This is a genomic window from Pleomorphochaeta naphthae, assembly GCF_055396005.1.
Genome location: NZ_AP042457.1, coordinates 456343 through 481519 on the forward strand (window position 1 = coordinate 456343; position 25177 = coordinate 481519).

The 25177-nt window shown below is 31.3% G+C and carries 23 protein-coding genes and 1 tRNA gene; 22 read left to right on the top strand and 2 right to left on the bottom strand.

Translation table 11 applies throughout. From position 1 onward, the window contains the following. Nucleotides 1-2 precede the first annotated feature (2 nt). Nucleotides 3-827, top strand: a complete 825-nt coding sequence (locus tag ACZ5SO_RS02140; RefSeq protein ID WP_464626465.1) for a sugar phosphate isomerase/epimerase family protein — start codon at nt 3-5, stop codon at nt 825-827. A 7-nt stretch (nt 828-834) separates the two neighbouring features. Here ACZ5SO_RS02140 and ACZ5SO_RS02145 read toward each other — a convergent pair whose 3' ends face one another. After that, complete coding sequence (locus ACZ5SO_RS02145; protein ID WP_464626467.1) at nt 835-1557, bottom strand: GntR family transcriptional regulator; 723 nt, start codon at nt 1555-1557, stop codon at nt 835-837. 333 nt (nt 1558-1890) lie between these two features. On the opposite strand from ACZ5SO_RS02145, the gene ACZ5SO_RS02150 reads away from it, so the two are divergent. The 6 genes from ACZ5SO_RS02150 to ACZ5SO_RS02175 are packed head-to-tail and all read left to right on the top strand — an operon-like array spanning nt 1891 to nt 7664. Beyond that, entirely contained in the window at nt 1891-2655 is a 765-nt protein-coding gene (locus ACZ5SO_RS02150) for a DeoR/GlpR family DNA-binding transcription regulator (RefSeq protein WP_464626469.1), read from the top strand. 39 nt (nt 2656-2694) lie between these two features. After that, nucleotides 2695-3684 (top strand): tripartite tricarboxylate transporter substrate binding protein, encoded by a 990-nt coding sequence (locus ACZ5SO_RS02155; protein WP_464626470.1) that lies wholly within the window; start codon nt 2695-2697, stop codon nt 3682-3684. An 18-nt stretch (nt 3685-3702) separates the two neighbouring features. Beyond that, nucleotides 3703-4428, top strand: a complete 726-nt coding sequence (locus ACZ5SO_RS02160) for a tripartite tricarboxylate transporter TctB family protein (RefSeq protein ID WP_464626471.1) — start codon at nt 3703-3705, stop codon at nt 4426-4428. A 12-nt stretch (nt 4429-4440) separates the two neighbouring features. Continuing rightward, a complete protein-coding gene (locus ACZ5SO_RS02165) occupies nt 4441-5961 on the top strand; it encodes a tripartite tricarboxylate transporter permease (RefSeq protein WP_464626473.1) in 1521 nt (506 codons plus the stop codon). Continuing rightward, a complete protein-coding gene (locus tag ACZ5SO_RS02170; RefSeq protein WP_464626475.1) occupies nt 5958-6719 on the top strand; it encodes an MBL fold metallo-hydrolase in 762 nt (253 codons plus the stop codon). The genes ACZ5SO_RS02165 and ACZ5SO_RS02170 overlap by 4 nt, the downstream gene beginning before the upstream one ends. Nucleotides 6720-6728: 9 nt before the next feature. Then, complete coding sequence (locus tag ACZ5SO_RS02175) at nt 6729-7664, top strand: sugar phosphate isomerase/epimerase family protein (protein ID WP_464626477.1); 936 nt, start codon at nt 6729-6731, stop codon at nt 7662-7664. A 116-nt stretch (nt 7665-7780) separates the two neighbouring features. Here the strand turns inward: ACZ5SO_RS02175 and ACZ5SO_RS02180 are convergent. Beyond that, nucleotides 7781-7854, bottom strand: a tRNA-Pro gene (locus ACZ5SO_RS02180). A 411-nt stretch (nt 7855-8265) separates the two neighbouring features. Here ACZ5SO_RS02180 and ACZ5SO_RS02185 point away from each other — a divergent pair. The 15 genes from ACZ5SO_RS02185 (at nt 8266) to ACZ5SO_RS02255 (ending at nt 25107) form a co-directional block, all read left to right on the top strand. Beyond that, nucleotides 8266-9054 (top strand): fimbria/pilus periplasmic chaperone, encoded by a 789-nt coding sequence (locus ACZ5SO_RS02185; protein WP_464626478.1) that lies wholly within the window; start codon nt 8266-8268, stop codon nt 9052-9054. A gap of 19 nt (nt 9055-9073) precedes the next feature. After that, nucleotides 9074-12709, top strand: a complete 3636-nt coding sequence (locus tag ACZ5SO_RS02190; RefSeq protein WP_464626479.1) for a hypothetical protein — start codon at nt 9074-9076, stop codon at nt 12707-12709. Nucleotides 12710-13168: 459 nt separating this feature from the next. Beyond that, on the top strand, nt 13169-13486 hold the full coding sequence (locus tag ACZ5SO_RS02195; protein ID WP_464626480.1) for a hypothetical protein: 318 nt from the start codon (nt 13169-13171) through the stop codon (nt 13484-13486). After that, entirely contained in the window at nt 13483-14565 is a 1083-nt protein-coding gene (locus tag ACZ5SO_RS02200; RefSeq protein WP_464626482.1) for a V-type ATPase subunit, read from the top strand. The genes ACZ5SO_RS02195 and ACZ5SO_RS02200 overlap by 4 nt, the downstream gene beginning before the upstream one ends. Beyond that, on the top strand, nt 14562-16544 hold the full coding sequence (locus tag ACZ5SO_RS02205; RefSeq protein ID WP_464626483.1) for a V-type ATP synthase subunit I: 1983 nt from the start codon (nt 14562-14564) through the stop codon (nt 16542-16544). Before ACZ5SO_RS02200 ends, ACZ5SO_RS02205 begins: the two co-directional genes overlap by 4 nt. Before the next feature lie 24 nt (nt 16545-16568). Next, the gene (locus ACZ5SO_RS02210; RefSeq protein WP_464626484.1) at nt 16569-16913 is read left to right on the top strand and encodes an ATP synthase subunit C; all 345 of its coding nucleotides are present in this window, start codon (nt 16569-16571) and stop codon (nt 16911-16913) included. 3 nt (nt 16914-16916) lie between these two features. Beyond that, nucleotides 16917-17216 (top strand): V-type ATP synthase subunit F, encoded by a 300-nt coding sequence (locus ACZ5SO_RS02215; RefSeq protein ID WP_464626485.1) that lies wholly within the window; start codon nt 16917-16919, stop codon nt 17214-17216. Between the two features lie 17 nt (nt 17217-17233). Further along, nucleotides 17234-17851, top strand: a complete 618-nt coding sequence (locus ACZ5SO_RS02220) for a V-type ATP synthase subunit E family protein (RefSeq protein ID WP_464626486.1) — start codon at nt 17234-17236, stop codon at nt 17849-17851. Then, nucleotides 17836-19614 carry a V-type ATP synthase subunit A gene (locus tag ACZ5SO_RS02225; RefSeq protein WP_464626487.1) on the top strand — a complete coding sequence of 593 codons (1779 nt, stop codon included), beginning with the start codon at nt 17836-17838 and terminating at the stop codon, nt 19612-19614. Before ACZ5SO_RS02220 ends, ACZ5SO_RS02225 begins: the two co-directional genes overlap by 16 nt. After that, nucleotides 19604-21025, top strand: coding sequence for a V-type ATP synthase subunit B (locus ACZ5SO_RS02230; RefSeq protein WP_464626488.1), 1422 nt, complete (start codon nt 19604-19606; stop codon nt 21023-21025). The genes ACZ5SO_RS02225 and ACZ5SO_RS02230 overlap by 11 nt, the downstream gene beginning before the upstream one ends. Further along, nucleotides 21022-21717 carry a V-type ATP synthase subunit D gene (locus ACZ5SO_RS02235; RefSeq protein ID WP_464626489.1) on the top strand — a complete coding sequence of 232 codons (696 nt, stop codon included), beginning with the start codon at nt 21022-21024 and terminating at the stop codon, nt 21715-21717. Before ACZ5SO_RS02230 ends, ACZ5SO_RS02235 begins: the two co-directional genes overlap by 4 nt. Before the next feature lie 10 nt (nt 21718-21727). Next, on the top strand, nt 21728-22207 hold the full coding sequence (locus ACZ5SO_RS02240) for a universal stress protein (RefSeq protein WP_464626490.1): 480 nt from the start codon (nt 21728-21730) through the stop codon (nt 22205-22207). A gap of 162 nt (nt 22208-22369) precedes the next feature. Next, the gene (locus ACZ5SO_RS02245; protein ID WP_464626492.1) at nt 22370-22822 is read left to right on the top strand and encodes a PTS sugar transporter subunit IIA; all 453 of its coding nucleotides are present in this window, start codon (nt 22370-22372) and stop codon (nt 22820-22822) included. Nucleotides 22823-22876: 54 nt separating this feature from the next. After that, complete coding sequence (locus ACZ5SO_RS02250) at nt 22877-24034, top strand: leucine-rich repeat domain-containing protein (RefSeq protein ID WP_464626494.1); 1158 nt, start codon at nt 22877-22879, stop codon at nt 24032-24034. A 167-nt stretch (nt 24035-24201) separates the two neighbouring features. Then, nucleotides 24202-25107 (top strand): DMT family transporter, encoded by a 906-nt coding sequence (locus ACZ5SO_RS02255; protein ID WP_464626496.1) that lies wholly within the window; start codon nt 24202-24204, stop codon nt 25105-25107. Nucleotides 25108-25177: the final 70 nt, after the last annotated feature.

Genomic DNA, 25177 nt, shown 5'->3' on the forward strand with positions numbered 1-25177 from the left:
AAATGATAGATAAAAATAAAATAGCTGGAATGAATATCCATTTTATTAGATATCCCTTCATTTCATTTTTAGAAAGTGTGTCCTCTTGCGGTCTACAAAACATTGAAGTTTGGGGTGGAGCTCCTCATCTTATGGTAGATTGGGAAACAAGAGCCACTGTTTTGTCTTTAAAGAAAGAAATTAGACATCGCAAGCTTTCAGTTGTTTGCTTCACTCCAGAGCAATGTAAATATCCAATTAGTTTGTCTATTCAAGACAAAATAATGAGAAATTATAGCATCAATTATTTTAAAAAATCAATTGATATAGCTAGTGATTTAGAAGCCTCGAAAATTGTAATAACCTCTAGTTTCGGATATGAAAATTATAGTTTATATGAAGCTAGGGAATTATGTATAAATTCTATTTCTATTTTATCTGATTATGCAAAGACAAGAGGTGTGGATTTATGCTTAGAGGTTCAATCTATAAGAACTTCTAATATTTTAAATAATAGTGTTCAAGCAAGTAAAATGATTGAAGATATAGGGGCAACCAATGTATTTGGTATGATTGATTTTTGCCAAATGGCTGAATCTGACGAAACTCCCAATGATTATTTCCAAAATTTCGGTCATAAACAAATCAAACATATTCATATTATTGATGGCACCCCTATTGGACATAAAGTTCTTGGTGTAGGAAATTTCCCTATTAAAAAATGGTGTGAAGATATACAAAATTGTGGTTATGATGGATATTGGTCTTTAGAAATTTGTGATCCAGAGTGTTTTCACAATCCGGATGAAGCTTTAGAAAAATCAATAGACTATTTATTAGGAATGTAAGAGTACCTTAGATTGTAAATGAAAATTTATCTCCTCTGAAATATATGAAAGTTCTGTATATAGGGATATCTTGCTCATCATAAACTACACCATGTATATAGAGAAGTGGGAATCCTATATTTACATTTAAGGCTTTTACAATATCTGGATTTGTGCAAAAAATAATATCTAGGGATTTGCTAGAATTAATTAATGAAATATTGTATTTATCATGAAGACAAGCAAAAAGTGAATTTTGACCGTTTAAATCTTCTTTTTTTAAAAAAGAGTATTTTGGCGCAAATCTAGAAATCTCATATGAGACTGGTATTGAATCAGCCATTCTTAACCTTTCAAGAAGATATATTTTATCGTTTGCTTTAATTCCAAAGATTTTCATATCATCTTCATCCGGCGAAATCAATTCATTTTTCATTGTTTTTGCATCAGGAGACATTCCCTGATTTCGAATCATTTCAGAAAATCCTATAGGCTTGTTGTCTAATCGTTTAGTGATTTTTGGGCTATTTATAAAAGTACCTTTCCCTTGGACTTTAATTATTAAACCTCTTTGTTCAAGTTCTTTGAGTGCTTTTCTAACAGTTATTCTGCTAACTTTAAATTGTTTGCTTAATTCCTGCTCTGTAGGGAGTTTATTGCCAGTATTTAATGTTTTATTGCTTATTGCTGATTGTAGTTTTTCAAATAATTGTAAGTACAATGGTTTGGCATCTTCAAATTTAAGTTCCATATATGTATTTCCTTAGTTCTATGTTGTTATATATTGTATTATTATAGTATGTGAAAATACCATAATTGTCAATTCTTATAAATATTTGTTTACTCTAAAAAGATAATATTATCTGAATAAAATTAAACTAGGAAATTATCTCTAACATTTATATCTTTAAATTGTAGAATATGTTTTTTTCTACAAATTAGTAAGTTTGTATGAAATAAAATGATTTTAGTTATCAAAGAATTATAGCAAAACTTTCTTTTTGTTATTTATTATTTTTTTTTCTTGCTTTTTGCCTATTGGTATGTTAATAATAGCAAGGAAAAGAAAGTTTAGGAGGGAATTATGCAGGCAACTCAACGTAAACGTTACATCATGAAAGTGTTACAAGAAGAACTTTCTGTAGATGTAATTAATCTTGCCAATAAGTTAGAAACCTCGAAAGTTACTATTCGAAAAGATTTAGATGAATTAGCTGAAGAAGGGTTAGTAACTCGAACTCATGGTGGAGCTATTCTCACAGAAAAACAAAATCTTGTTAGGCTAATTAGTAATACTATCAACGAAAGAGCAGAAGAGAAAAAAGCAATTTGTAAAGCAGCCTTTGAATTAGTAAAAGCCGATGGAAGTATTATAATCGATAGTGGTAGTACAACTGTACATCTGTCTCAGTTAGTTACCAATATCCCTTTGACTGTAATAACTAATAGCTTATTAGTTATGCAAGAATTAGCTGGAGCTCACTCTATAGACATGCTACTTGTTGGTGGTCAATTAAGAAGAGATTCCTTAGCTGCTATTGGATCTCAAGCGAATCAATTTCTATCTAATATTAATGCAGATATTTTATTTTTAGGGGCTAGAGGCTTTTCTTTAGAAGCTGGAATTACATGCACAAGTTTGGCAGAGGCTGACACAAAGCAAGCTATGATAAAAAGTGCTGCTAGAGTTTGTCTCCTTGCTGATTCTTCAAAGCTTGGAACTGTGTCACTTGCTAAAATTTGTGATTGGAAAGATATAGATGTTTTTGTTACAGATGGAGGAATCTCTCCTTCAATAGTTAGGGAGCTAGAAGAGAGAGATATAAAGGTAATAATAGCTCAGTTATAGTTTTAACTGAGTGAAATATAAAATAATTTGGAGGATTAAATGAATCATTACAAAATTTTGAGTATTTTATTAATTGTTCTCAGTTCTATGGGAACTCTATTTGCGAGTGGTGCACAAGAGACAATGTACCCTGATCCAGAAAAAAACATAACTATTGTTGTTCCCCATTCGGCAGGTGGTAGTACAGATTTGATTTTTAGGACATTTGCTGAAGCTCTTAAAGATGAAACTGGTGTTAATTTTATTGTAACAAATATTACTGGTGCAGGTAGTGCAACAGGTACTAACGAAGTGTTAAATAGCCCTGCTGATGGTTATATGTTTTTAGCGGGAGGAACTCATACAACAGCTGCAACTATGCAAGGTCTTACTAATGGATATAAAGAACTTGATTATATTGCTGGCTTAAACTGGGATCCTTTTATTGTTGCAGTAAGAAATGATAAACCTTGGACTAATTTAAGTGAATTAGTGGAGGCTGCTAAATCATCACCTGGAAAAATTAGTTTAGGTAATGCTGGAATGGGTGGAGCAACCGGTGTTGCTTCTGTTGGATTAAATCTTGCTTTTGATAAGAGCTTTAATGTTACTCCTTTTAACGGTGGATCTGATCTAATAGCTTCTGTTTTAGGAGGTCACTGTGACGTAGGTATTTTCAGTCAATCTGAAGTAGTAGCTAATAGTGATTCTCTACGTCCTTTAGTAATTTTAGCAGATGAAACTAGTTCTTTAGAGGCTCTTTCTTCAATTCCCACTTTAGCAGAAGCTGGGTATGCTGATGTTTCAGTTCCAGGAGGTTCTTTCCGTTCTGTATTAGTAAAAAAGGGAACACCTGAAGATATTAAAGCTTGGTTAGCAGATGCTGCTGATAAAGCATTCCATAGTGAGTCATTCCAAACCTTTATGAAAGATAGTGGATTAATCCCAGCATTTACAACACTAGATGATTTTGCTGAGTATGATAAAGGCACTATTGCTGATTATGAAGTTATTCTTAAAGAAGCTGGCTTATATAAGATGAGCGAATAGCACAGGAGGCTAAAGACGATGTTCCAAAAATTCAAACTAGGACCATTGGTATTTATGGTTGTATCTATCTTGTACTTCTTTTATGTAGTAAGTATGGGCTCTTCTACCATGATTGGAGACGAAATTGGAGGAGATCCTGGTGGGATGTTATTACCTTTAGTGTTGTCTATTTTCATGTTCATAGCATCTAGTGTAATTCTTTTTACCGATAAGAAGACTGTTGCTAGTGAAGAGATTGAGCAAAAGGTGGAACCTCGTCTTTTCATCTTAACAATTATTGTAGCTATACTGTATGTGGTCGTTATGCGACCACTAGGTTTTGTATTATCAACAGTATTGCTACTTTTTACACTTACCTATTTTTATCAAATGGACACTGTGAATAAAAAATATATTAATGTTTGGGCAATAGGGAGTTTGAGTTCAATAGCTATCCTTTTACTTATTTATACTATAGGAAGAAAAATAACTAGATATCTTTTACTTTCAGTTAGAGCAAAAACTATTCCTCAGTGGATGGGTAACTCAACTGTTACAGTTTCAATAGTTCTTATAATTTTATTTATCAGTTATTTACTATTTGTAAAGATAGAGAATAAATGGTTCAAAAGAGGTGTTGCACAAGAATCCTATGTGAATGCATTTAAGGCTGGCACAATGGCTATTATTACAACTGAATTAGTATATCTAATATTTAGACAAATGTTTTTAGTTGAACTAGTTAGCGGTTTAATTTATTGGTAGTGAGGAGATTTTATGGATATCATATTTGAGGGATTAATGCAGATTGCCAATGTAGATACTATTTTATGGATGGCAATAGGTTCAATAATTGGAATAATTCTTGGAGCCTTACCTGGTTTATCTGCTACTATGGGTATTGCTTTAATGATGCCAATTAGTTTTCAATTGCCTACTGCCACTGGTATTGGTCTTCTTTTAGCTGTATATTGTGGAGCTGTATCTGGTGCTTCCATTCCTGCAATACTACTAGGTATTCCAGGAAATCCAAATGCTATTGCAACCATTGAAGATGGCTTGTTGATGACAAAAAAGGGTAAGGCCGGAGAAGCAATTGGAGGAGCTGTAGTAAGTTCTTTTATAGGAGGGATTGGCAGTCTTATCATACTTATTCTATTCTCACCTTTAATTGCAAAACTTACACTAGCATTTGGGCCAGCTGAAAAAACTACATTAGCTTTAGTAGGTTTGGTAATTATAGCTTCGGTATCTGCTAAGAATATTTGGAAAGGACTTTTAATGGGGGCTTTTGGAATGGCTTTAGCTTTTCTTGGAACAGATCCTTTTAGTGGACAGTTAAGAATTCCTTTTTCATCATATTTAGCTACTACTCCATTAGCAAAAGGACTAGATTTGACATCAACCTTAATTGGATTGTTTGGTATTTCCCAAGTATTTATTGAATTGAAAAAACCTTTTGTAAAAACTCAAAAAGTTGAACCAATAAAAGTAGATAAAGTTTTCCCTTCTTTTAAAAAGCTTTCTTCAATGTGGAAATTGATTGCAAGTTCATTAGGAATTGGCACTATCGTAGGGGCTATTCCTGGAACAGGAGCTTCAATTGCCGTATTTATGGCATATAATTCAGCTAAGACAATTACTGAAAATTCAGGTGGAAAACTTGGTCAACTTGGAACTGGTTGTTTAGAAGGTGTAGTTGCTCCTGAAGTAGCTAATAATGCTGTAACAGGTGGGGCTTTAATACCTGCTTTAGCTTTAGGTATTCCAGGTGATGCAGCTACAGCTGTATTAATTGGAGCATTAATGATTAAGGGAGTTACTCCTGGCTTTCAATTATTTACAACTAATATGTCTTTAGTTTATGCAATTTTTATGACTATGTTTATAGCAAATGTATTTATGGCAACATTCCAACTTGTAGGCGTAAGATTATATCCTAAAGTTTTAGGTGTCCCTCAACAAATGTTGTTGCCTTTAATTTTAGTGCTATCATTTATCGGAGCCTATGCTATTGCAGGTCAAGCGACATCAGTTGGAATATTTAATTTAGGCATTGCTTTGGTAATGGGATTTATAGGGTATGCACTGAAAAGAGATGACTATCCAATTGCACCTATTGTATTAGGATTGATTTTAGGTGGAATGTTTGAAGAAAACTTTAGACGAGCAGTTAAGCTTGCTGGTGGAAATTATTTTACATTCTTTACTAAACCAATTTGCTTATTCTTTATAGCACTATCTATTATTTCAGTAGTTCTTCCTATTCTAGCAAAGAAAAAAAGGAAAACTTCATGATAGTTAAGTTTTTAGGTTATGCAAATAGTATACAGCATAAAGATTCAAGTAATGTTTCATTACTTGTTTCTAGTGCTAATTTTAATTTGCTTATTGACGTTTCAGGATCTCCCATAATGGAAATGAAGAGGGCTAATATTGATCCCATTTCTCTTTCTATGGTTTTATTAACTCACTCTCATGTAGACCATATATATGCACTGCCTTCACTAATACATCAACTTTGGTTAATGGGTAAAAAAGATCCTTTAATTATCCTTTCTAATAAAGAAACTATTAAAGTTGCAAAACAACTTTGTGAAGCTTTTTCTTTAAGAAAAAAGAAAGGAATGTTTACAATCATATGGGAAACAATTGAACAAGGTGTCTATTTAACGCCTATAGATAATATTAAAGTAGAAGTATTTGCTGTTGCTCATGGAGTTGATACAATCGGTTGTGCTATTGTAGAATATGATAAAAAATTTGTTTATCTAGCAGATGGAGCACCCCTTTCACAATATCCTAAGTGTACATATGATGCCGATATATTAGTTCATGAAGCAGGTGGTTTATCTGATCAAGAGGATATTCTAAACTCTCGTGGGCACAGTAGTGCATATCAAGCGGGACAAACTGCTAATCTATTACATGCGAACCTTCTTTTAATTTGTCATATTGAAGAAGATATAACAAAACAAAAAAAGATGCTTAAAGAAGCTAAACAAGTTTTTCTAAATACTAAATTGCCTGTATTGTACAAGGCTTATAATATATAAGGAATTATTATGATTATAAATAATCTTACAACTGCTATATCTTTAGTTTCTTTGAAAACAGTTGAGAGTTTAAATGATATTATTGAGTCATCCCCTCATAAACTACATTTTGAACTATCTTATGAGATGACACCACAACTTATTGAAAAAATGCGACCTAAACTTATGGATTCTGTTGTTTCTATACATGCTGCATGTCCTAATGTTGAGTTTTTCCCAAATTTAGCAAGCCATGATGAAGTTGTTATAGCACAGAGTTTTAAAGATCTAGAAATGAGCTTAGATACTGCAGTTTCTTTTGGTGCGAACAATTTGGTTCTTCATCCAGGATATTCAACTGATAAGGCTATTCCTTCGGATAATGTGAGAAGACAAAAATTATTAACAAGTGAAGAGTTTACCCCTTATATTTGGAATACTAAAGGTTCAATTTGTGATAAAAATTATATCGATTCTCAAAAGTATAAAGCATTTTCTAAGCAAGCGATAAAAAATTTAGAAAAATTTGCTCAAATTTGCCAAAAAAGAGGAGTAACTTTAGCTGTAGAGAATTTAAATCCAAGAGTAGGTTATTTATTTCAAACTCCAAATGAAATGGTTAAATTAATTGAGAAGGTTGATTGTTCAATTTGTTTAGATATTGGCCATCTTTGGGTCTCATCTTGTTTGTATGGATTTAATTATTTAGAGGCTATACGAACAATATTAGCGACACATAAAGTTGCTACAACTCATCTTCATAGCAATATATCTAAACCAATTTTAGAAGGAAAAGAAGTAATCCTTGAAGATAATCACTCTTCCCTTAATAAATATAATTTTCCATATAAAGAGGTTATTAAGGAAATTGCTAAATTTAAAGCTAATATGGTGCTAGAAGTAAAAGAGAGTCCTTTAGAAAATCATAACCTATTAATAAAGGAACTGAGCAAACTTAAATTGTAGTTATATGCAAAATATATTCAATATTGAGATATAAAATATAAATTTAACTAAAATGAATATTTTTCCAAAAAATAATCCTATAAGCATATCAACTTATAGGATTAATACTTTTTATATCGGGCTGGCCGGATTTGAACCGGCGACCCCAAGTCCCCCAGACTTGTACGCTAAACCCCTGCGCTACAGCCCGATTATGGGTCGAGATTATCATTTAATAGGTTTTTTAGTCAATTAATTTATCTAAATTTTTAATTTATAATTTTAAAGATATCCTATTTATTATGAAAATAAATTATTTTATAGTGAAAATTAAATGAATATATGCTATTTTAGTATATAAGAAATGAGTTTTTTTTAATTATTACAGAGGATAACCTTTGGACATAAGTTGTAAAAAGAAAAAAGTTGTTTTTAGTAATTTTGCTTAAAATACTGTAAATATGTTAAGTAAAAACTAGGTTTTTCTGAAAAATAACGGAATTATACGATAAAAAACAATCTTTTTTTTATGAAAATTATGGCATATTGTGGTTTTTTTCCTTGTATTAAAGAACTTTATTTCGTATTATAAAATTAGGATATATTAAAAGGGACGGTAGTCATGAAGAAACATTCAAAAAAAATAATAGCAATTATATTAATTCTAACTACTTTTGTAACTGCACAAGTGTTTGCATTTCAGTTCTCACCACTTGAGCAAACCTTCTCTCCAACAGGAGCAGGAAATACAAAAACATATACAATTGTTAATGATAGCAATGATTCAATAGCAGTTGAAATTACAGCCTTAACAAGAAGTCAAGATTCACTAGGTAATGAGATAAATTCACCTGCAACTCAATATTTTTCAATTGTTCCTAACAAGACTATTGTTAAACCACAAAGTTCGCAAATTGTAAGAGTTCAATATAGAGGCCCACAGACTACTACTTCTGAATTAAGTTTTAGAATTAGAGCTGAACAAGTACCTTATTCAAAAGGTAGGAATGAAGAAGACAATAGTATGTTCAACTTCTTGTATGTATATACAACAAGTGCATATGTTGAGCCTTCACAGGTTGTTGAAAGAGTCGCAATTAGAAAAGTAGCTCCTTCATATCAGATTGTAGAGACAACAGATGAAGATGGGAATGTTACACAAGAGAAAGTTGAAACAATGGCTGTAACTCTTTCAAATTTAGGTACTGTTCATCAGCTTTTAGTTGATGCAACATTAATCGTACAAGATAGTAAAGGAAATACAGTTAAACTATCAGGTGATCAGCAATTAGCTGGCTTAACTGGAACAAATATCCTTGCTAGAAAAACAATTACTCTTCATATACCTTGGCCTAGTGAATTGTCTAGAGAAGATGGAGTTCAATATAAGAGTAAATTTGATTTCAATTAATTAACCTACGGAGAGGATATTGAAAAATTTCAATAAAGTAGGGGCTATAAAAGTTACAAGATTAACTTTTTTATTAGTTGTGGTAACCTTCATTCTTCTGTTTGTGGTAAAAGCTTGTTTTGTTGAATCACAAGTAGAAACTGCTGCAGAAGATAAAGCTCCTTCTTCAATAGCGACTACTAGAACTACTAATAAAGAGGGTAAGTTAAACGTAAATACTGAAAGATATTATTATGATTTAGGTTTACTTCCCCCTTATGAGTTACCTGAGTTATACCAAATTAGTACTTCTGTCAGTGATGAGGAAAAGGAAATTCAAACTGAAGTAGTTGACTCCTCTCTAACTATAACTAACGATGATGTTAAATTCTTTGATGAATTAGAATTGTCATATAACTTATCCTCACAAGATGAATCAATTTCACCTGAAATTGAAGAGAATCTTATTTCTCCTTTTATTTTAGATCAACCTTCTCAAGAAGATAGTATTGTTGAACAACTTTCATTAGACGAAGATAAAGAAATTTCGCAAATTGATGACAGTGAATTTGTTGATAGCGAAGTAGACGATATTAGTTTTGATGAAGATTTTTCATTTGATGATGATTTATCTTTTGATGATGATGATTTCTGGGGTGATGATTTTGCAAGTGATTTCAATACTCCCCTTGAACCTTTATTATTTGAGCCATTAATCCAAACACAAGAAGAATATGATTTATTTAAACCTGCAGAAGATGGTGAAGTTGAAGAATATGATGATGATTTCTTTGATGATTTTTACGTTGCAGGTGAAACCGATATGAGCTTATATGAAGATGGTATTTATTACTTAACTTTATTTGTAAACGGTGAACAAAAAGGTGATATCGAAACAAAATTCGAAGGAGACAATTATTTTATTGGTGTAGCAAGCTTATATAATCTAATTAATGATGTATTAAGTGATTCAGCAATAAATAGATTATTTGTAGACGCTCCTGAATATTATACAGTTGATCAATTAATTGATTTAAATGTTGAGACTGTTGTAGATGTAGATGCCTTTACAGTAAGCATGGAATTTGGTATTGATGATATTCCTATACAATATTTACCAATTAACAAAGTAGAGAAAAATACTGTTTTAAGTAGAAACGAAAAATATGGTATTTCAGATGCTAATATATTAAAGCCTAGTTTCTTCTCATTTGTTTCATCATTAAATTTATCTTCTAGTTATACATATGGAGCAGGTGTTTCAACTAATACTTTAACAAATTCTTTAATAATGAGTAATTCAATCTCAATCGGTGAGGTTGGAATAGATTTCTCTAATAATCTTGTTTATACAGTAGATGAAGACTCTCAAGAAGTAGAAATTAGTGTAGGAACATGGAAAGGTTTCTTTGATATAAGAGATAAAAACTTAAGAGTATCTTTTGGTAATTTAGGATCAAATTTAGGAACTGATGGTACAGCTGTTGGTTTTACTATTGAGAAAAATTATTCATATGGAACAGGAGAGTTATTATCACATCAATACACACGTGATTACTTATTAGAAAGCGATTCCACTTTATATGTTTATGTGAATCAGTCAGAGCCTGTAATTAAAAAACTTAGACGAGGTGAATATATTCTTAAAGATTTCCCATTACAACAAGGGGCTAATCATATTAGAATTAAAATCATACCAGACGATCCTACATATCCAATAATATTAGATGAATTTGATCTGCCCTACGATACTAGATTATTAGCTACAGGTGATTATTTGTATGGTTTAAGTGCAGCAATTAGTAAAAGTGAAAGAGAAGATGATTCAACAGCATTCTTTAGACTTCCATATATTGATGGTAAGATTTACGATTATGATTTTACTGACTTTGATACACAATTCTATCTAAACCTTGGTCTTTTTGATACCTTTACACTTTACAGTACTTTCAATTTTAGTGTAGAAGAAATACAAACAACATTTGAAGGTATATTAGCAACCATGGCTGGACCTTTTACAGGGACCTTCTTTACAAGCTTTACTGATCTATATTCTCCACAAGTTTCGACCTCTCTTAGCCATACTGTTGATACTATTATTGGAGATATTAGTAGTTCAATTAGTTTAGATTTACCAGTTTGGACAAATGAAACTGGAGAATTATATACTTCAAGCGAGCTAGACTTGAGCTTAGGATATACTGTACCAATTCCTGATGAATATCCACCATTAAGCACTTCTTTATCAGTTACATTAAATGATGAAGGTGTTGAATGGAGTTCTTCATTTACATCGAATTTTGACCCCTTACCTAATGTAAGTCTAAATAGTACTTTAAGTGTTAGTAATGTTGATTATACAAATGAACTTGAATTCTCACTCCAACTTGGAGTTAGTCTATCCTTGTTAGATAATTTAACAGCAACTAAATCTATAGCATCTACTGGTGCAAGTAGCTTATCAGCAACTTATCAACCAACAGATGTAGATTCTATACAATTTAATATAAGTGGAATACAATATTTCACAGAAACTAAGCCGACTTATTATGCCGGATGGCAACATACATCTAATTATTTCTCATCATACTTAAAACACAGCGTTTCTGATGATGGCGATAGCCTAACTACATCTGGTAGTCTTTCATCAGCATTATTCTATGCAGGTGGCTTGTTTGCTGTAAATAGAACAGCTTCGAGTAACTTTATAATTGTTAAACCAGAAGGAGATTTAGCAAACAATCCTGTATCTATTGGTAAAACAAACTCATCATCACTCAATGTTATTAAAACATTATTTGGAAATGCTGTTTACACCGGCCTTAGTGCAAATACAAAAAATAATATCATAGCTTATGGAACTTCTGAAAGTCTATATAGTTCAGGTGGCTCTTTCTCCTATGAATTAAATACCAATACTCGAACAGGATATGCTCAAGTATTATATTCTCCTATTTCATTCACAGTTAGTGGTGTTTTACTACAAGCTGATGGAACACCATTTGTTCAATATTCATCTCCAATTTATAAATTACTGAAAGATGAAAATGGTGTTGAATATTTAGAGCCTGATGAGCAACTTTATCTCTTTACTGATGTAGATGGTAGATTTATATTATCAGATGTAAGCCCAGGTACATATTTATTTGATATGTCAGTGGATAATAATCAATGGTATGGATTATATTTCACAGTAGAAGATAGAGTTAATACAGATGAAAAGGTTGTCTTATTAGAAGATTACCAAGTTAATTTTGAAGGTTTAGATACTCTTGCTTTTGATGTTGTAGCTGCAGAAGGACAAGAAGAAGAGACTGTAGGCACCTTTGGTGATGATTTAGCTTCAGACTATGTAGATATTATAGAAATTGGTGTTGATAGATTTGAAGATGAAGAGACATTCTGGAATGAAATCTTCCCACCATTAGATGAAGATGTTGATGATTTAGCTTTTGAAGATACTTCTGGCGATTGGGAAGATACTTTTGATCTTACTGAAGATTTTGGTGATGATTCATTATCTGAAGATACTTTCGATGATGAAGCTTTCTTTGATGATCCTGCTTTCTTAGATACAGCTGATGATTGGGAAAGTTCATTAGATGATACAGATATTCCAGTTGTAACTGTAAATAATAATCAACAAAGCAACCCAAATTATACATATGTTCCATAAGGTTAAAACCTATTAAAATTTAATTTCCTCTAAAGTATTGTATTGCTTTAGAGGTATTTTTTAGCTTAAATTATAATATTTCCTTGATAAAACAGCTATAGATTTTATTTGTTAATTTAGTTGTATATTAAAATATTTTATAAGTAAAAATATGTAATTTAGATGAATTTTAATAGAAAATGCTTTTCTTTAAAAATAAATTGAAATATAAGAATTATGATATTTATAAAAAAAAAGCAATAAATTGACAGTATTACTTAAATATTTTTATAAATAAAGAATATTTTTAAAAAAATCTAAAAAAATAATATCTCTTATAAAGTTTTATAGGGCTTAAAAAAAAATAGTTAATGAGTTATGATGTAAAATGATTGAGGACTGTTTTTAATATTTTTTATATTAAAGTATATTGACACGATATTGAGATAACTTAATACTTATCGGTTATAGGAGTTTTCTATGCAAAATGATATTATTTCTGAGATCTTAGAGGTTGAAGATAATGCTACAAAGCTTGTTGATGAGGCTCGACAAAAAGCTAATAGAATGATAACTAATGCTGAATTAGATTCTGCTAAGCAGCTTAAATTAGCTATAAAAGAAAGGCGAGTTAGTAACCATGAGAAACTCGAGGAAATTAGAAATAAAAATAAAGCTGATATAAAAGCTTTTGAAGAAAGTATCAAAAAGAATTCAGTTGTTGATACAGAATGTATTGAAAAACTTTCAGCTTCTCTTGCAAAGAAAATTTGTAACTCCTCGGTGTTTGACAAATGAAAAGTTCTGTTAGTTCATATGGCTTTATAAACGCTAAACTTAGAGCGAAGATTGGAGATATTAGAAATCCCCAGCTACAAGAAAACTTGTTAAAGGCTGGCAGCTTAGTTGAGGCCATAGGAATATTAAAAGAACATGGATATGACAAAGCCGCTGAAGTATATCATAAAACTGGAGATTTACAATTAGTTGAATTATCTCTTTTAAATGATGAAATAAGCGATTTGATGCGAGTTAAACATTATCTAAGCGGATCTCCTCAAAAACTAATTGAAATTCTATTAACTAGAATTGAAGTTGAAAATATAAAAAATGCAATTAGACTTTGGTATTCTTCTGCAATTCATCGCAGACCAATCTCATTTAGAAGTGCATATCTTGTAAAATATAAAATTGTAAATGATATTAATTATACAGCAATAATCAATGCTGTTACCTTTGATAATATAATAGAAGCAGTTAGATCAACTTGGTATGAAAATGTACTAAAAAAATTCACCTTAGAAGATATAGAGGCAAATGGTTTATTCGAATTAGAATCATCTTTAGATAAAAAAGTTATAGATTTACTCTATCAAGCAAGTACTAGTTTAAAAGGTGACGATAAAACTATAGCCATTAAGCTATTTAAGATGGAAGTTGATTTAAAAAATATAATAATGCTTGTTCGTTATGGTTGGTTCCACAAACTTGAGAGTGAAAGACTCAATAAAATTCTTTATCCATATTCAAGAGTTTACAAAGATGAAGCAACTAAATTATATATAAATGCAAATCCACAAAATAGAGCCGTAGAATCGTTATTAAAAGACAGATATCAAGACTTAGCTACAATAGTTAATGATAATGTTTTAGATAACAAGTTAAAGATGATAAATCAAGTAAGGGCTCTTGAGAGATACTTATTTAATAAAAAAGGAAAATTGTTTGAGAATTGTTTAGGAGGTAAACCTTTCACAATTGCAACTCCTTTAGCGTATTTCTACTTAAGAGAACAACAATATAGTATTATTTGTGGTATTTTAGGTGGAAAATATTATGGTGTGGATTCAAAAGAAATAGAAGGATTGATTTTATGAGTTTATTTACAGAGAACATGCGTTTACTAACAGCTGTAGTAATTGAGAAGAAAAGCGATGAAGTAGTAAAAGCTCTATTATCTATAGGCGCTTTAGATTTTGTGCAAATCACAAATTTACCACCTGAACAATTAGCAAAGCTTAGTAAGAAAAGACCAAATTCAGATAGATTAGCAATTGAAGATACTCGAAGAAGAATTGATAATTTACTTCGACAGAGCGGAAGAACAATGCCAAATTCTTCTTTATTAAAAGTTGAGGATATGTCTTCTCTTGATATAAAAGGATATAGAAAAATCTTAGATGAATTTAGTTCTTCTATTTCTGAAATTAAAGAGCAGCAAAAAACATTAAACCAACGATATGAAATTTTAAGTGAAATCAAAAGGTATTTCGATATTGGCAAACATGAATTCATTGAAATTAGAGTCGGCTCCACTAGAACAGATTTAGAAAAATTAAAAAAGAGACTTTCAGATTTTGGTTCATTAATTATTAAAAAAAATAATTATATAACAATTTTAAGTTTAAAGAGAGATTCTTCAAATATCTCCCAAGTTTTGAACATGGTAGGTTGGATTGAAAGTGAAGAAGCAACAGAGCAAAAAGAAGGTTCACTTGCTATTAAAGAAGAACTAAATGATCAATTAGATAATATATTAAATGAAAAACAAGAATTGCAAGATAAAATTTCTGAGAAGATACAAGCAAAAGAGCCAACTTTAATTAACATATGGTGCAATTTAAGATTACATGAATTATCTGATCAAATTAGGTCATATTTTAAATATACAAAAAATACTACACTTTTTTCTGGTTGGGTTCCTAAGAAGTTTGCATCTCAAGTTGAACAAGCAATTTATACAGCTTCAGATGGACAGTGTATAATAGATCAAAGTGATCCAACTAAAGTTGAAAGTAAGAACATACCAGTTGAAGTTACAACACCTAAATTCTTTAAACCATTTGAAAAAATGGTAACAAATTATGGAATACCTGAGTATGGAACAATAAATCCAACTTGGTTTGTCACAGTTGCATATCTTTCCATGTTTATGCTTATGTTTGCCGATTTAGGCCAAGGGTTTGTTTTATTATTAATTGGAATATTTACTCATTTATCTTATAAAAAACATCCAATGAAAAAGGATATGATGATAAACAGAGGTGTTGCTATACTCCTAATATATCTCGGTGTTGCCTCTATGATAGGCGGTATAGTATTTGGATCTACTTTTGGTTTCAGTATTTTACCTCCGCTTTGGTTTAATTATCATTCAGTTGTAAATGGAACGGCTCCATTAGGAACACCAGTTCAAAATGTTTATGATATTTTAGGAATTACCATTATATACGGGATTGTAATAATCTTTGTTGGTTTATTAATAAATTGGATAAATTTAATTATAAAGAAGAATTACATTGATTTATTATTTTCAAGGACAGGTTTAACAGGAGCTACAATATATTCAGTTGGAATATATATTGGCTACTCTTATATAAAAAGTGGATACAAAACATTCCCAACTGACAATTGGATTTTTACAGTTTTAATTTGTGGGGCTATATGTTTACTTCTTAAAGAACCTCTTGAATATTTTAAACATAAAAGAGATGGAAAGAAAGTTGAAAGTATTGGTTCAATGGTAGCAAATACTTTTATGATGTGGCCAATTGAATTATTAGAAACTTTTACAGGCTATATGTCAAATACCTTGTCTTTTATGCGTGTAGCTGGTCTAGGGATAGCTCATGTTAGCTTGATGGGAGCTTTTGAAACTTTAGCAGAAGGTCCTGGAATGACTTCTGTTTTTGGAATATTAATTTTAATTTTTGGTAATGTCTTAGTTATTGCTTTAGAAGGACTGTCTTCTGGAATACAATCATTGAGACTTAATTATTATGAATTCTTTACCAAGTTCTTTACTGGCAAAGGAATTGCATATTCACCAGTAAGTTTACGCTCATCAGAGCGCTAGAATAATTATAGGGAGGGTCGTTGTATGACCAATATTGCCTTTAAAAAAAGGGTTAAACTATCAGTAGTTGCTACTTTATTGATGATGGGTGCTTCTGCATTCGTATTTACTCCAAATCTTTTTGCTGCAGGAGTAGCAGATGGTGTTTCTGCTTCACAGACAGGAATGATTTGTTTAGCCGCTGCTATAGCTTTTGCAATGGGGGCTTTAGCTGCAGGGATTGCTATCGGAAACGTTGGAGCTGCTGCAATGGGTGCTATTAGTGAAAAACCTGAATTAGCATCACAAGCCTTAATTTTTATCGCTCTTGCAGAAGGTTTAGTTGTTTTTGGATTTATCATTGCATTAATGATATTAGGAAAAGCATAAATAATGCAGTATTTTGTTATAGGCGATGAAGACACAGTATTAGGGTTTTCCTTAGTCGGTGTATATGGCATTCAAGCCACAAACCCTAGTGAAGCTAAACAAGCTTGGGATAAAGCTCTTAGTGACAAGGACAATGGAATAATAATAATAACAAAACCAGTGGCAGATATGATCAAATCTGTTGTAGATAAATATCTATTTACGGAGATGTTTCCACTAGTTGTTGTTATTCCAGGTCCTAACGGTCAAAAGGGTGAAGATTTAAGATTGCTCGTAAACGAGGCAATTGGCGTTAGCCTATAAAAATTTGGAGAAATATTTTGGATACTGACAACAAATTGTTAAATGGTATTAGTGAAGAAGCAAAAAAAAAGGCTGATCAAATATTAGCAGATGCTCAAATTAGAGTAGAAGAAATAATTGCAAATGCTCAACACAAACGAGAAAAAGCTTTATCTAGAGAAGATAAAGAATTTGAAAATTTAGTTAAAGTTGAGATGCTAAAAGTTAAATCAGCAAAAAAAGCAGCTGAGAGAAAAGTACAACTAGAAATTTTACAAAAGCAGTATGAGTTACTTTATTCTTCAGTAAAAGAAGAAGTATACAAAAGGCTAGATAGTAAAGAAGGTGAGACTCTTCTCGAAAAATGGATGCTAGAAGCTGTATTAGGCTTAGGCCTTGATGAGGCTAAAATTGCTTTTTCTGCTAACTATCCAATAACTGAAAAAATGTTGAGAGACGTTGAGAAAGTTGCAAAAAAAGACTATGGGTTAACTTTAAAATTACAATTAGATACAAGAAGACTTGTAGTTCCCGGAGTAGTTGCATCTTCCTTAGATGGAAAAGTATCCTTTAACAATCAGGTTGATGTTAGAATGAGACGCTTTGACCGCGATATCAAAATTGCAATTCAGGAGGGCATATGCCCACAAGAATAATAGGACATGTAAAACGTGTAAATGGACCAGTTATCACAGTTTGTGATATCACCGATGCAGAGATGCTAGAATTAGTTAGAATCGGTGAGCAACAGTTGATTGGAGAAGTAGTTAAATTATTTGATAGTGAAGCTACTATTCAAGTTTATGAAGATGCAACTGGAATAAAACCAGGAGATAATGTTTATGGTTCTGCAATGCCATTGTGTGTAGAATTAGGCCCTGGTATTATTGGTTCAATTTATGATGGTATACAAAGACCTTTAGAAAAGTTAGAAGAAGCTAGTGGTACTTTTATAGCTAGAGGATTAACTTTTGATGGAATCGATCATAAGAAACTTTGGCATTTTGTCCCTACAGTAAAAGTCGGGGATAAAGTAAGTGCTGGTTCCATTATTGGTGAAGTTCAAGAGAGTGAAACAATTGTTAATAAAGTAATGATTGAACCTACTGTAGGAGATGGATTAGTCACATCTATAGTGGAGGAAGGTGATTACAATATTGAAGAGATTCTTGCTGTTGTATCTCAGAATAAGGCTAAAGATGTAAACATTTGTATGTTACAAAAATGGCCTATTAGAAATCCTCGTCCTGTAAAGAAAAGACTTCCCTTTCATGCTCCTTTGGTTACAGGTTTAAGAGTTATAGACACGTTATTCCCAATAGCAAAAGGTGGAACTGTAGCAATCCCTGGTGGATTTGGAACAGGAAAAACCATGACTCAACATGCTATTGCCCAATGGTGTGATGCCGATATTATTGTATATATAGGCTGTGGAGAACGTGGAAATGAGATGACTGATGTACTTAGAGAATTCCCTCAGTTAGTAGATCCAAAAACTGGAAAAAGCTTAATGGAAAGAACTATATTAATAGCAAACACATCTAATATGCCAGTTTCTGCTAGAGAGGCTTCAATCTACACTGGAATAACAATGGCTGAATATTATAGGGATATGGGCTATGCAGTCGCGATAATGGCAGATAGTACATCAAGATGGGCGGAAGCTCTAAGAGAATTGTCAGGAAGAATGGAAGAAATGCCAGCTGAAGAAGGTTTTCCAGCATACTTGGCAACAAGGATAGCAGAGTTCTATGAAAGAGCTGGACTTATGCAAACTTTAAATGATAAAGAAGGATCAGTTTCTGTAATCGGTGCTGTATCTCCCCCAGGTGGTGACTTTTCTGAACCAGTTACAATGCATACAAAACGATTTGTTAGATGTTTCTGGGGATTAGATAGGGCATTAGCATCAGCTAGGCACTATCCTGCAATAAGTTGGACTGAAAGTTATAGTGAATACCTCCATGATGTAAAAGATTGGTGGAATGAAAGAAGTGACGACAAATGGCAATCAAATAGGAAAGAGATAATGGAACTTCTTCAGAAAGAAGAACGACTTCAACAAATAGTAAAACTAGTTGGGGCAGATGCACTTCCAGATTCTCAAAACTTTATATTAGAAGTTTGTAACTTATTTAAAAATGCTTTTTTACAGCAAAATGCTTTTGATAAGATAGATAGATACAGTGTAGTTGAGAAACAAACAAAGATGTTATCTTGTATTTTAACATATTGGCATAAGGGCCTTGAAGCGATTAATAAAGGAGTTCCTTTAGTAAAACTAAGAAGGCTTAAAGTAGTACAAGATATTGCAAAGATGAAATTCTCAATTAGCAATGATGATATAAGTGAAATTGATAAATTAGAATTAAAACTTGAAAGAAGTATAGATAAACTTGGAGGTATTTATGAGGACTAATGATGAAAAATTAGATCGTCGTTTATTAGCTGGCCGCGAATATCGTGGTGTAAGTAGAATCGACGGACCTCTAGTTTATATGCGAAATACCCATCCAATAGGATATGGTGAGTTAGTAGAAATTGTAGCTCCAGATGGGAGTCGTAGAAATGGCCAAGTTCTTGATACAAGTGATGAGGTAGTTTGTGTACAAGTTTTTGAAGGAACTACAGGTTTGACACTACCAGGAACTGGGATGCATTTTTTAGGTCAACCCTTATCACTATCTGTTAGTGAAGCCATGCTTGGTAGAGTTATGAATGGTCTTGGTAAAAGTCGTGATGGTTCTCCAATACCCCAAGGTGCTTATGAAAGGGATGTAAACGGTGCTCCAATTAATCCAACAGCTAGGGTATATCCAAGAGATTTTATACAAACAGGAATTTCAGTAATCGATGGAATGACTACCTTAATCCAAGGCCAAAAATTACCTATTTTTAGTGGTAATGGTATGGAACATAACCAATTAGCTGCTCAGATAGCTAAGCAAGCTAAAGTTAGAGGTGGTGATAGTGATTTTGCAATAGTTTTTGCAGCCATGGGTGTAAAATATGATGTTGCTAGATTCTTTATAGATAGTTTTGAAGAAAGTGGAGTAATTGATAATGTTGCTTTATTTTTATCATTAGCAGATGATCCATCAATTGAAAGAACAATTACACCAAGAACAGCTTTAACCCTTGCAGAGTACTTAGCATTTGACTTAGGAAAGCAAGTATTAGTAATAATGACTGATATGACAAACTATTGTGAATCTCTTAGAGAAATTTCTACATTACGAGGTGAAATTCCATCTAGAAAAGGTTATCCAGGTTATTTATATTCTAATTTAGCTGAATTATATGAAAGATCTGGTAAGGTTAGAGGAAGTAAAGGTTCTATTACACAGTTACCAATACTTTCAATGCCCAACGATGATATTTCACATCCAATACCTGACTTAACAGGTTACATAACAGAAGGGCAAATAGTATTTGACAGAGGTCTGCATTCTAGAGATTTATATCCGCCTATTAATCCTCTTCCATCCCTTTCAAGATTGATGAAAGATGGTATTGGTGAAGGTATGACTCGTGAAGATCATCCACATCTTTCTAATCAATTGTTTGCCTCGTACTCACATGTTCAAGATGTTAGAAACTTAGCATCAGTAATTGGTGAAGAAGAGTTAACCTCAATTGATAAACAGTATTTGAAATTTGGACAATTCTTTGAGAATCATTTTATCTCTCAATCTTTTGATGAAGATAGAAGTATTGAAGAAACTTTAAGTATTGCTTGGCAAGCTTTAGGCTTTTTACCAGCTGAAGAGCTACAGAGATTAAGTGATGAAGAAATTGAAGAATACTGGATGGAGAAAGAAGACGAATGACAACAAATTTAGCTCCCACAAGATCCAATCTAATGAAATTAGAAGATAATTTGAAATTTGCAACATTGGGATATGAATTATTAGACCAAAAAAGGCAGATTTTGATTTCTGAATTATTAGCTTTAGTTGACCAAGCTGTGGATTATCAAAGTCGTGTTGATGCCTCCTTAGAGAAAGCTTGGGAAACTTTAAGCGAATCTATTATGGAAATGGGGCGGCTAAAAGTTGGAAATCTTTGTGGTTCTACTAATATCGAGTATAATATTAATGTTTCACAAAGAAAGGTAATGGGAGTTGCTGTTCCTGTTGTTGAGACTACATTTACTGATAAAGGTCCATATTTTTCTCAAGAAAGTTCTAATATTATTGCTGAATTAGGTATACAGCAATTCAGTGAGAGTTTAGAATTAATGGGACGACTTGCTGAGCTAAAAGTTTCAATAATGCGTTTGAGTAGAGAAGTTAAAAAAACTATTAGAAAAGTTAATGCTCTTGAAAAAATATCTATACCTGAAACTAAAGAAACGATAAAATATATGAAAAGTAGAATAGAGGAGAGTGAAAGAGAAAGTTTCATTTTACTAAAATCTGTTAAAGATAGATTACAAAAGCAGCAAGAGTTAAAAAACAAGAAACATAATTCTAATGACAATCTTATTAGAGCTAAAATTGTTTCTGAAGAAGAAAAATAGGAGGAATTCGATGGCAGTACCTTTTAAGCATATTTTGGCTTATATAGATGGTAGTGAAGAGTCTATGTCAGCGATGATGTATTCAATTCTTTTAGCAAAACAAAATAATTCAAAATTAGATATTATGTATGTAGTTAATACAAGAGCATTATCGGATTTAGTTAAAGCTGGAATATTTTTAGATATGGAAAGAACAGAATACCAACATGATCTACAAAATGATGCCCAGAGATATTTAAAGCATGCAAAAAAATTAGCAAAAATGAAAGAAGTAGAAATTGATTGCATTGTGGAAGAAGGTTCAGCACATAGGATTGTACGAAAATATATAAAAGAAAATGATGTTGATTTATTAATTATTGGTGGTATTAGTGGTATTAGATCAAGGCGTGATGAATTAAATAGCGAAACAGATCGAATGCTTAGGACTTCCTCCTGCCCAGTTATGGTTATTCGTGATGATGAAGATATATGGCAAGAATTTGAGTAAATATTAAATTTTTGTTATTTTAACTCACAAAATTAAAAAAAACTAAAAAATATTTGAATTGTTATAGAAAAAGCAATACTATTGTAATAAGTAATTTATACGAATAAAAATAAAATATGGGAGAAATAGCAAAACTTTGATTTATGCTATACGAATAAAATTATGAATTTGATTGATATTTTAGAAGAAGATTTAATAAAAGTTCCACTTGTTAGTACTACTAAAGATGCAGTTCTTGAAGAACTAGTTGATGTTTTAGCTAAAGGGAAAAATTTGAGTCCTTCGGAAAAAGCTGTAGTATTAGATGCAGTAATAAATCGTGAAGCTTTAGGATCAACTGGAATTGGTAAGGGGATTTGTATTCCACATGCTCAAAGCGAAGCTGTAGATAATATCTGCGTAGTAGTCGGTGTTTCAAGAGTCCCTATAGACTTTGATTCTCCTGATAATTTAAAATCCAGATTATTCTTTTTAGTTGTTGGTTCTAATGGAGCCGCTTCAGCGCATGTTGAAGTGTTAGCTTCAATTGCTAGAACTTGTTCATCTGGCGTTTTTAGAAGAATGCTTGAACAGTGTAAGAGTAGCAAAGAAGTTTTACAATTATTTTCTGAATAATTAAAATATCTAAGATATTTTATTTCACAAGCCTTAAAGGTAGGAGTGATTTTAGTGAAATATGTAATTAAAGAAGGGGTTTGCTTTGTTAAAGTAAAGGGCGTGTTATATGACCAGGAAATGGAAAATATAGTAAAGTTCCCTAAAAAGAAAAAAGTTGAAACTTTTGAAATCCCTGAAGATGTAAAAGGAATTAAGAAAGCGGCCTTTAAAGATAACGCTAGCTTAAAAGAGATAACTTTTTCAAAGCATACTACTCAAATTGGGAAGAAAGCATTTAAAAAGTGTAAGAAGTTAAAAAATATTATTATTCCTAAAGATGTTCAATTCATAGGTAAGAGTGCTTTTGAAAAATGTAACAAGTTAAAAAGAGTAGAATTTGAAGGGACCGTTCATAAATTAGGAAATGCAGTTTTTTCCGGCTGTAGGAGTTTAAAAGAAATAAAACTTCCAACAGAAATGAAAAAAGTTCCGCCTTATTTTTTAAGCGAATGTACTGCACTGACAAACTTGGACATTCCAGATACTGTAGAAAAGATATGTGATTCAGCATTTGCTACATGCACTTCTTTAAAAAGTATAACACTTCCTAAAAATTTAGAGCTTTTAGGACCTTTAGTTTTTGAAGAATGTTCAAAATTAGCTAAAGTTGAATTTAATAATAAGATTCATGATATTGGTGATCGAGCGTTTAAAGAATGTAATTCTCTAATAAAGCTAGAAGTCCCAAATAATGTAACAAAGATTGGAGTTGGAGCTTTTGAAGATTGTAAACGCTTAAAAGAAATAGTTCTCCCTGAAAACTTAGTAGAGATTCAAGAATTAGTTTTTCATGGATGTCATAGTTTAGAAACAATTACTCTTCCTCCTTCAATTAATACTATATCTAGTTTCGCATTTTCAAGCTGTAGAAGTTTAAAAGATATTAACTTAAATCAGAATTTAAAAACAATTGATAGTTGTGCATTTATAGGATGTATATCTTTAGAAAAAATAGAGCTTGAGGATAAGATTGAAGAAATAGGTAATAGTGCTTTTCAATACTGTACAGCATTGAAAGAAATTACTATCAAATCAAAGAAAATAAAATTTGGAACATTGATTTTTGATAGTTGTGAAGAAATAGAAAAAGTCAATATATATAAAGATACAGATGTTGAAAAATATTTTGTAGATCATGGATTTGAAGAAAAAATAAATTATTTAGACTAGAATTTTATTTTTAAGTCAAACAAACCATTTACTTGAATACTTTCAAGAGACATGACAATAATTAATTTGTTGTATCTCTTTTGAAGGTGTTTTTTTTTTAAGTCTCTCATCTTGACTATATAGTTTAATAGTAATATGTATACATCTCGAGGTTTTAAAAACACATAATGAATACATTTTTCAAAGGTATATACATAACGAGCTTTTCAGCATTTTTATTTGGCTTGAATCCCTTATTTGTTAATTTATTGCAACAACGTAATTTTGGAGTTCAACAAACACTATTGATTCGATTTTTAGGAAGTTTTTTAGTATTGCTAATAATATTTAAAGTTAAAAATAAAAAAATTAAACTGATAACTAATAAAAAACTATTATTTAAATTATTGATAAGCTCAATATTTTTTTTGTCTACTGCATCACTTTTAATTTACTCATACACTAAAATTCCTACAGGACTAACAACAGTTTTACATTTTAGTTATCCAGTAATAATTACGATTATGAGTATTAAAGCTAAAAGAGATAAATTGAATCTTGCCCTAATAATTTCAATATTAATCTCAATAATAGGTGTTATTCTTGTAACTAATCCAACTAATATTGAATTTGATTTATTAGGTATTTCAAGTGCATTTTTCTCTGCATTAACTTTTGCAATTTATTTATTTATGATAAATGATAAAGAAGTTAAAAAATTGGATAATATTCTTTATGTTTTATACTTATCTTTTATTTCATTAATTTTATTATTAATATCTTTTTTATTTGTAGATAATACAGTATATAATTTGGATAATATCGATCTTGATTATATTACAGTCCTTAGCGGGATATCTCTTGTAATAGTTTCAGCAATTGGAGTAATTTTATTCTCTTATGGAGCGAGAAGAGTTGGAGGGCCTATAGCTGGAACTCTCAGTTCTTTTGAACCTTTAACTGCTGTTTTTGTTGGTGTATTCTTTTTAGATGAAAAATCTCCTAAGCATTATCTAATAGGTGTTTTATTTATTATTACAGCGTCAATTATCATATCTTTATTTAGTTCTAGAGGTAAAAAAGCACTTTCCTAAGTCAGAAAGAAAAAGGTAGTTTTCTACCTTGTGCATTATAAAATAATTTACTTGTGCATTAAATGGGTGT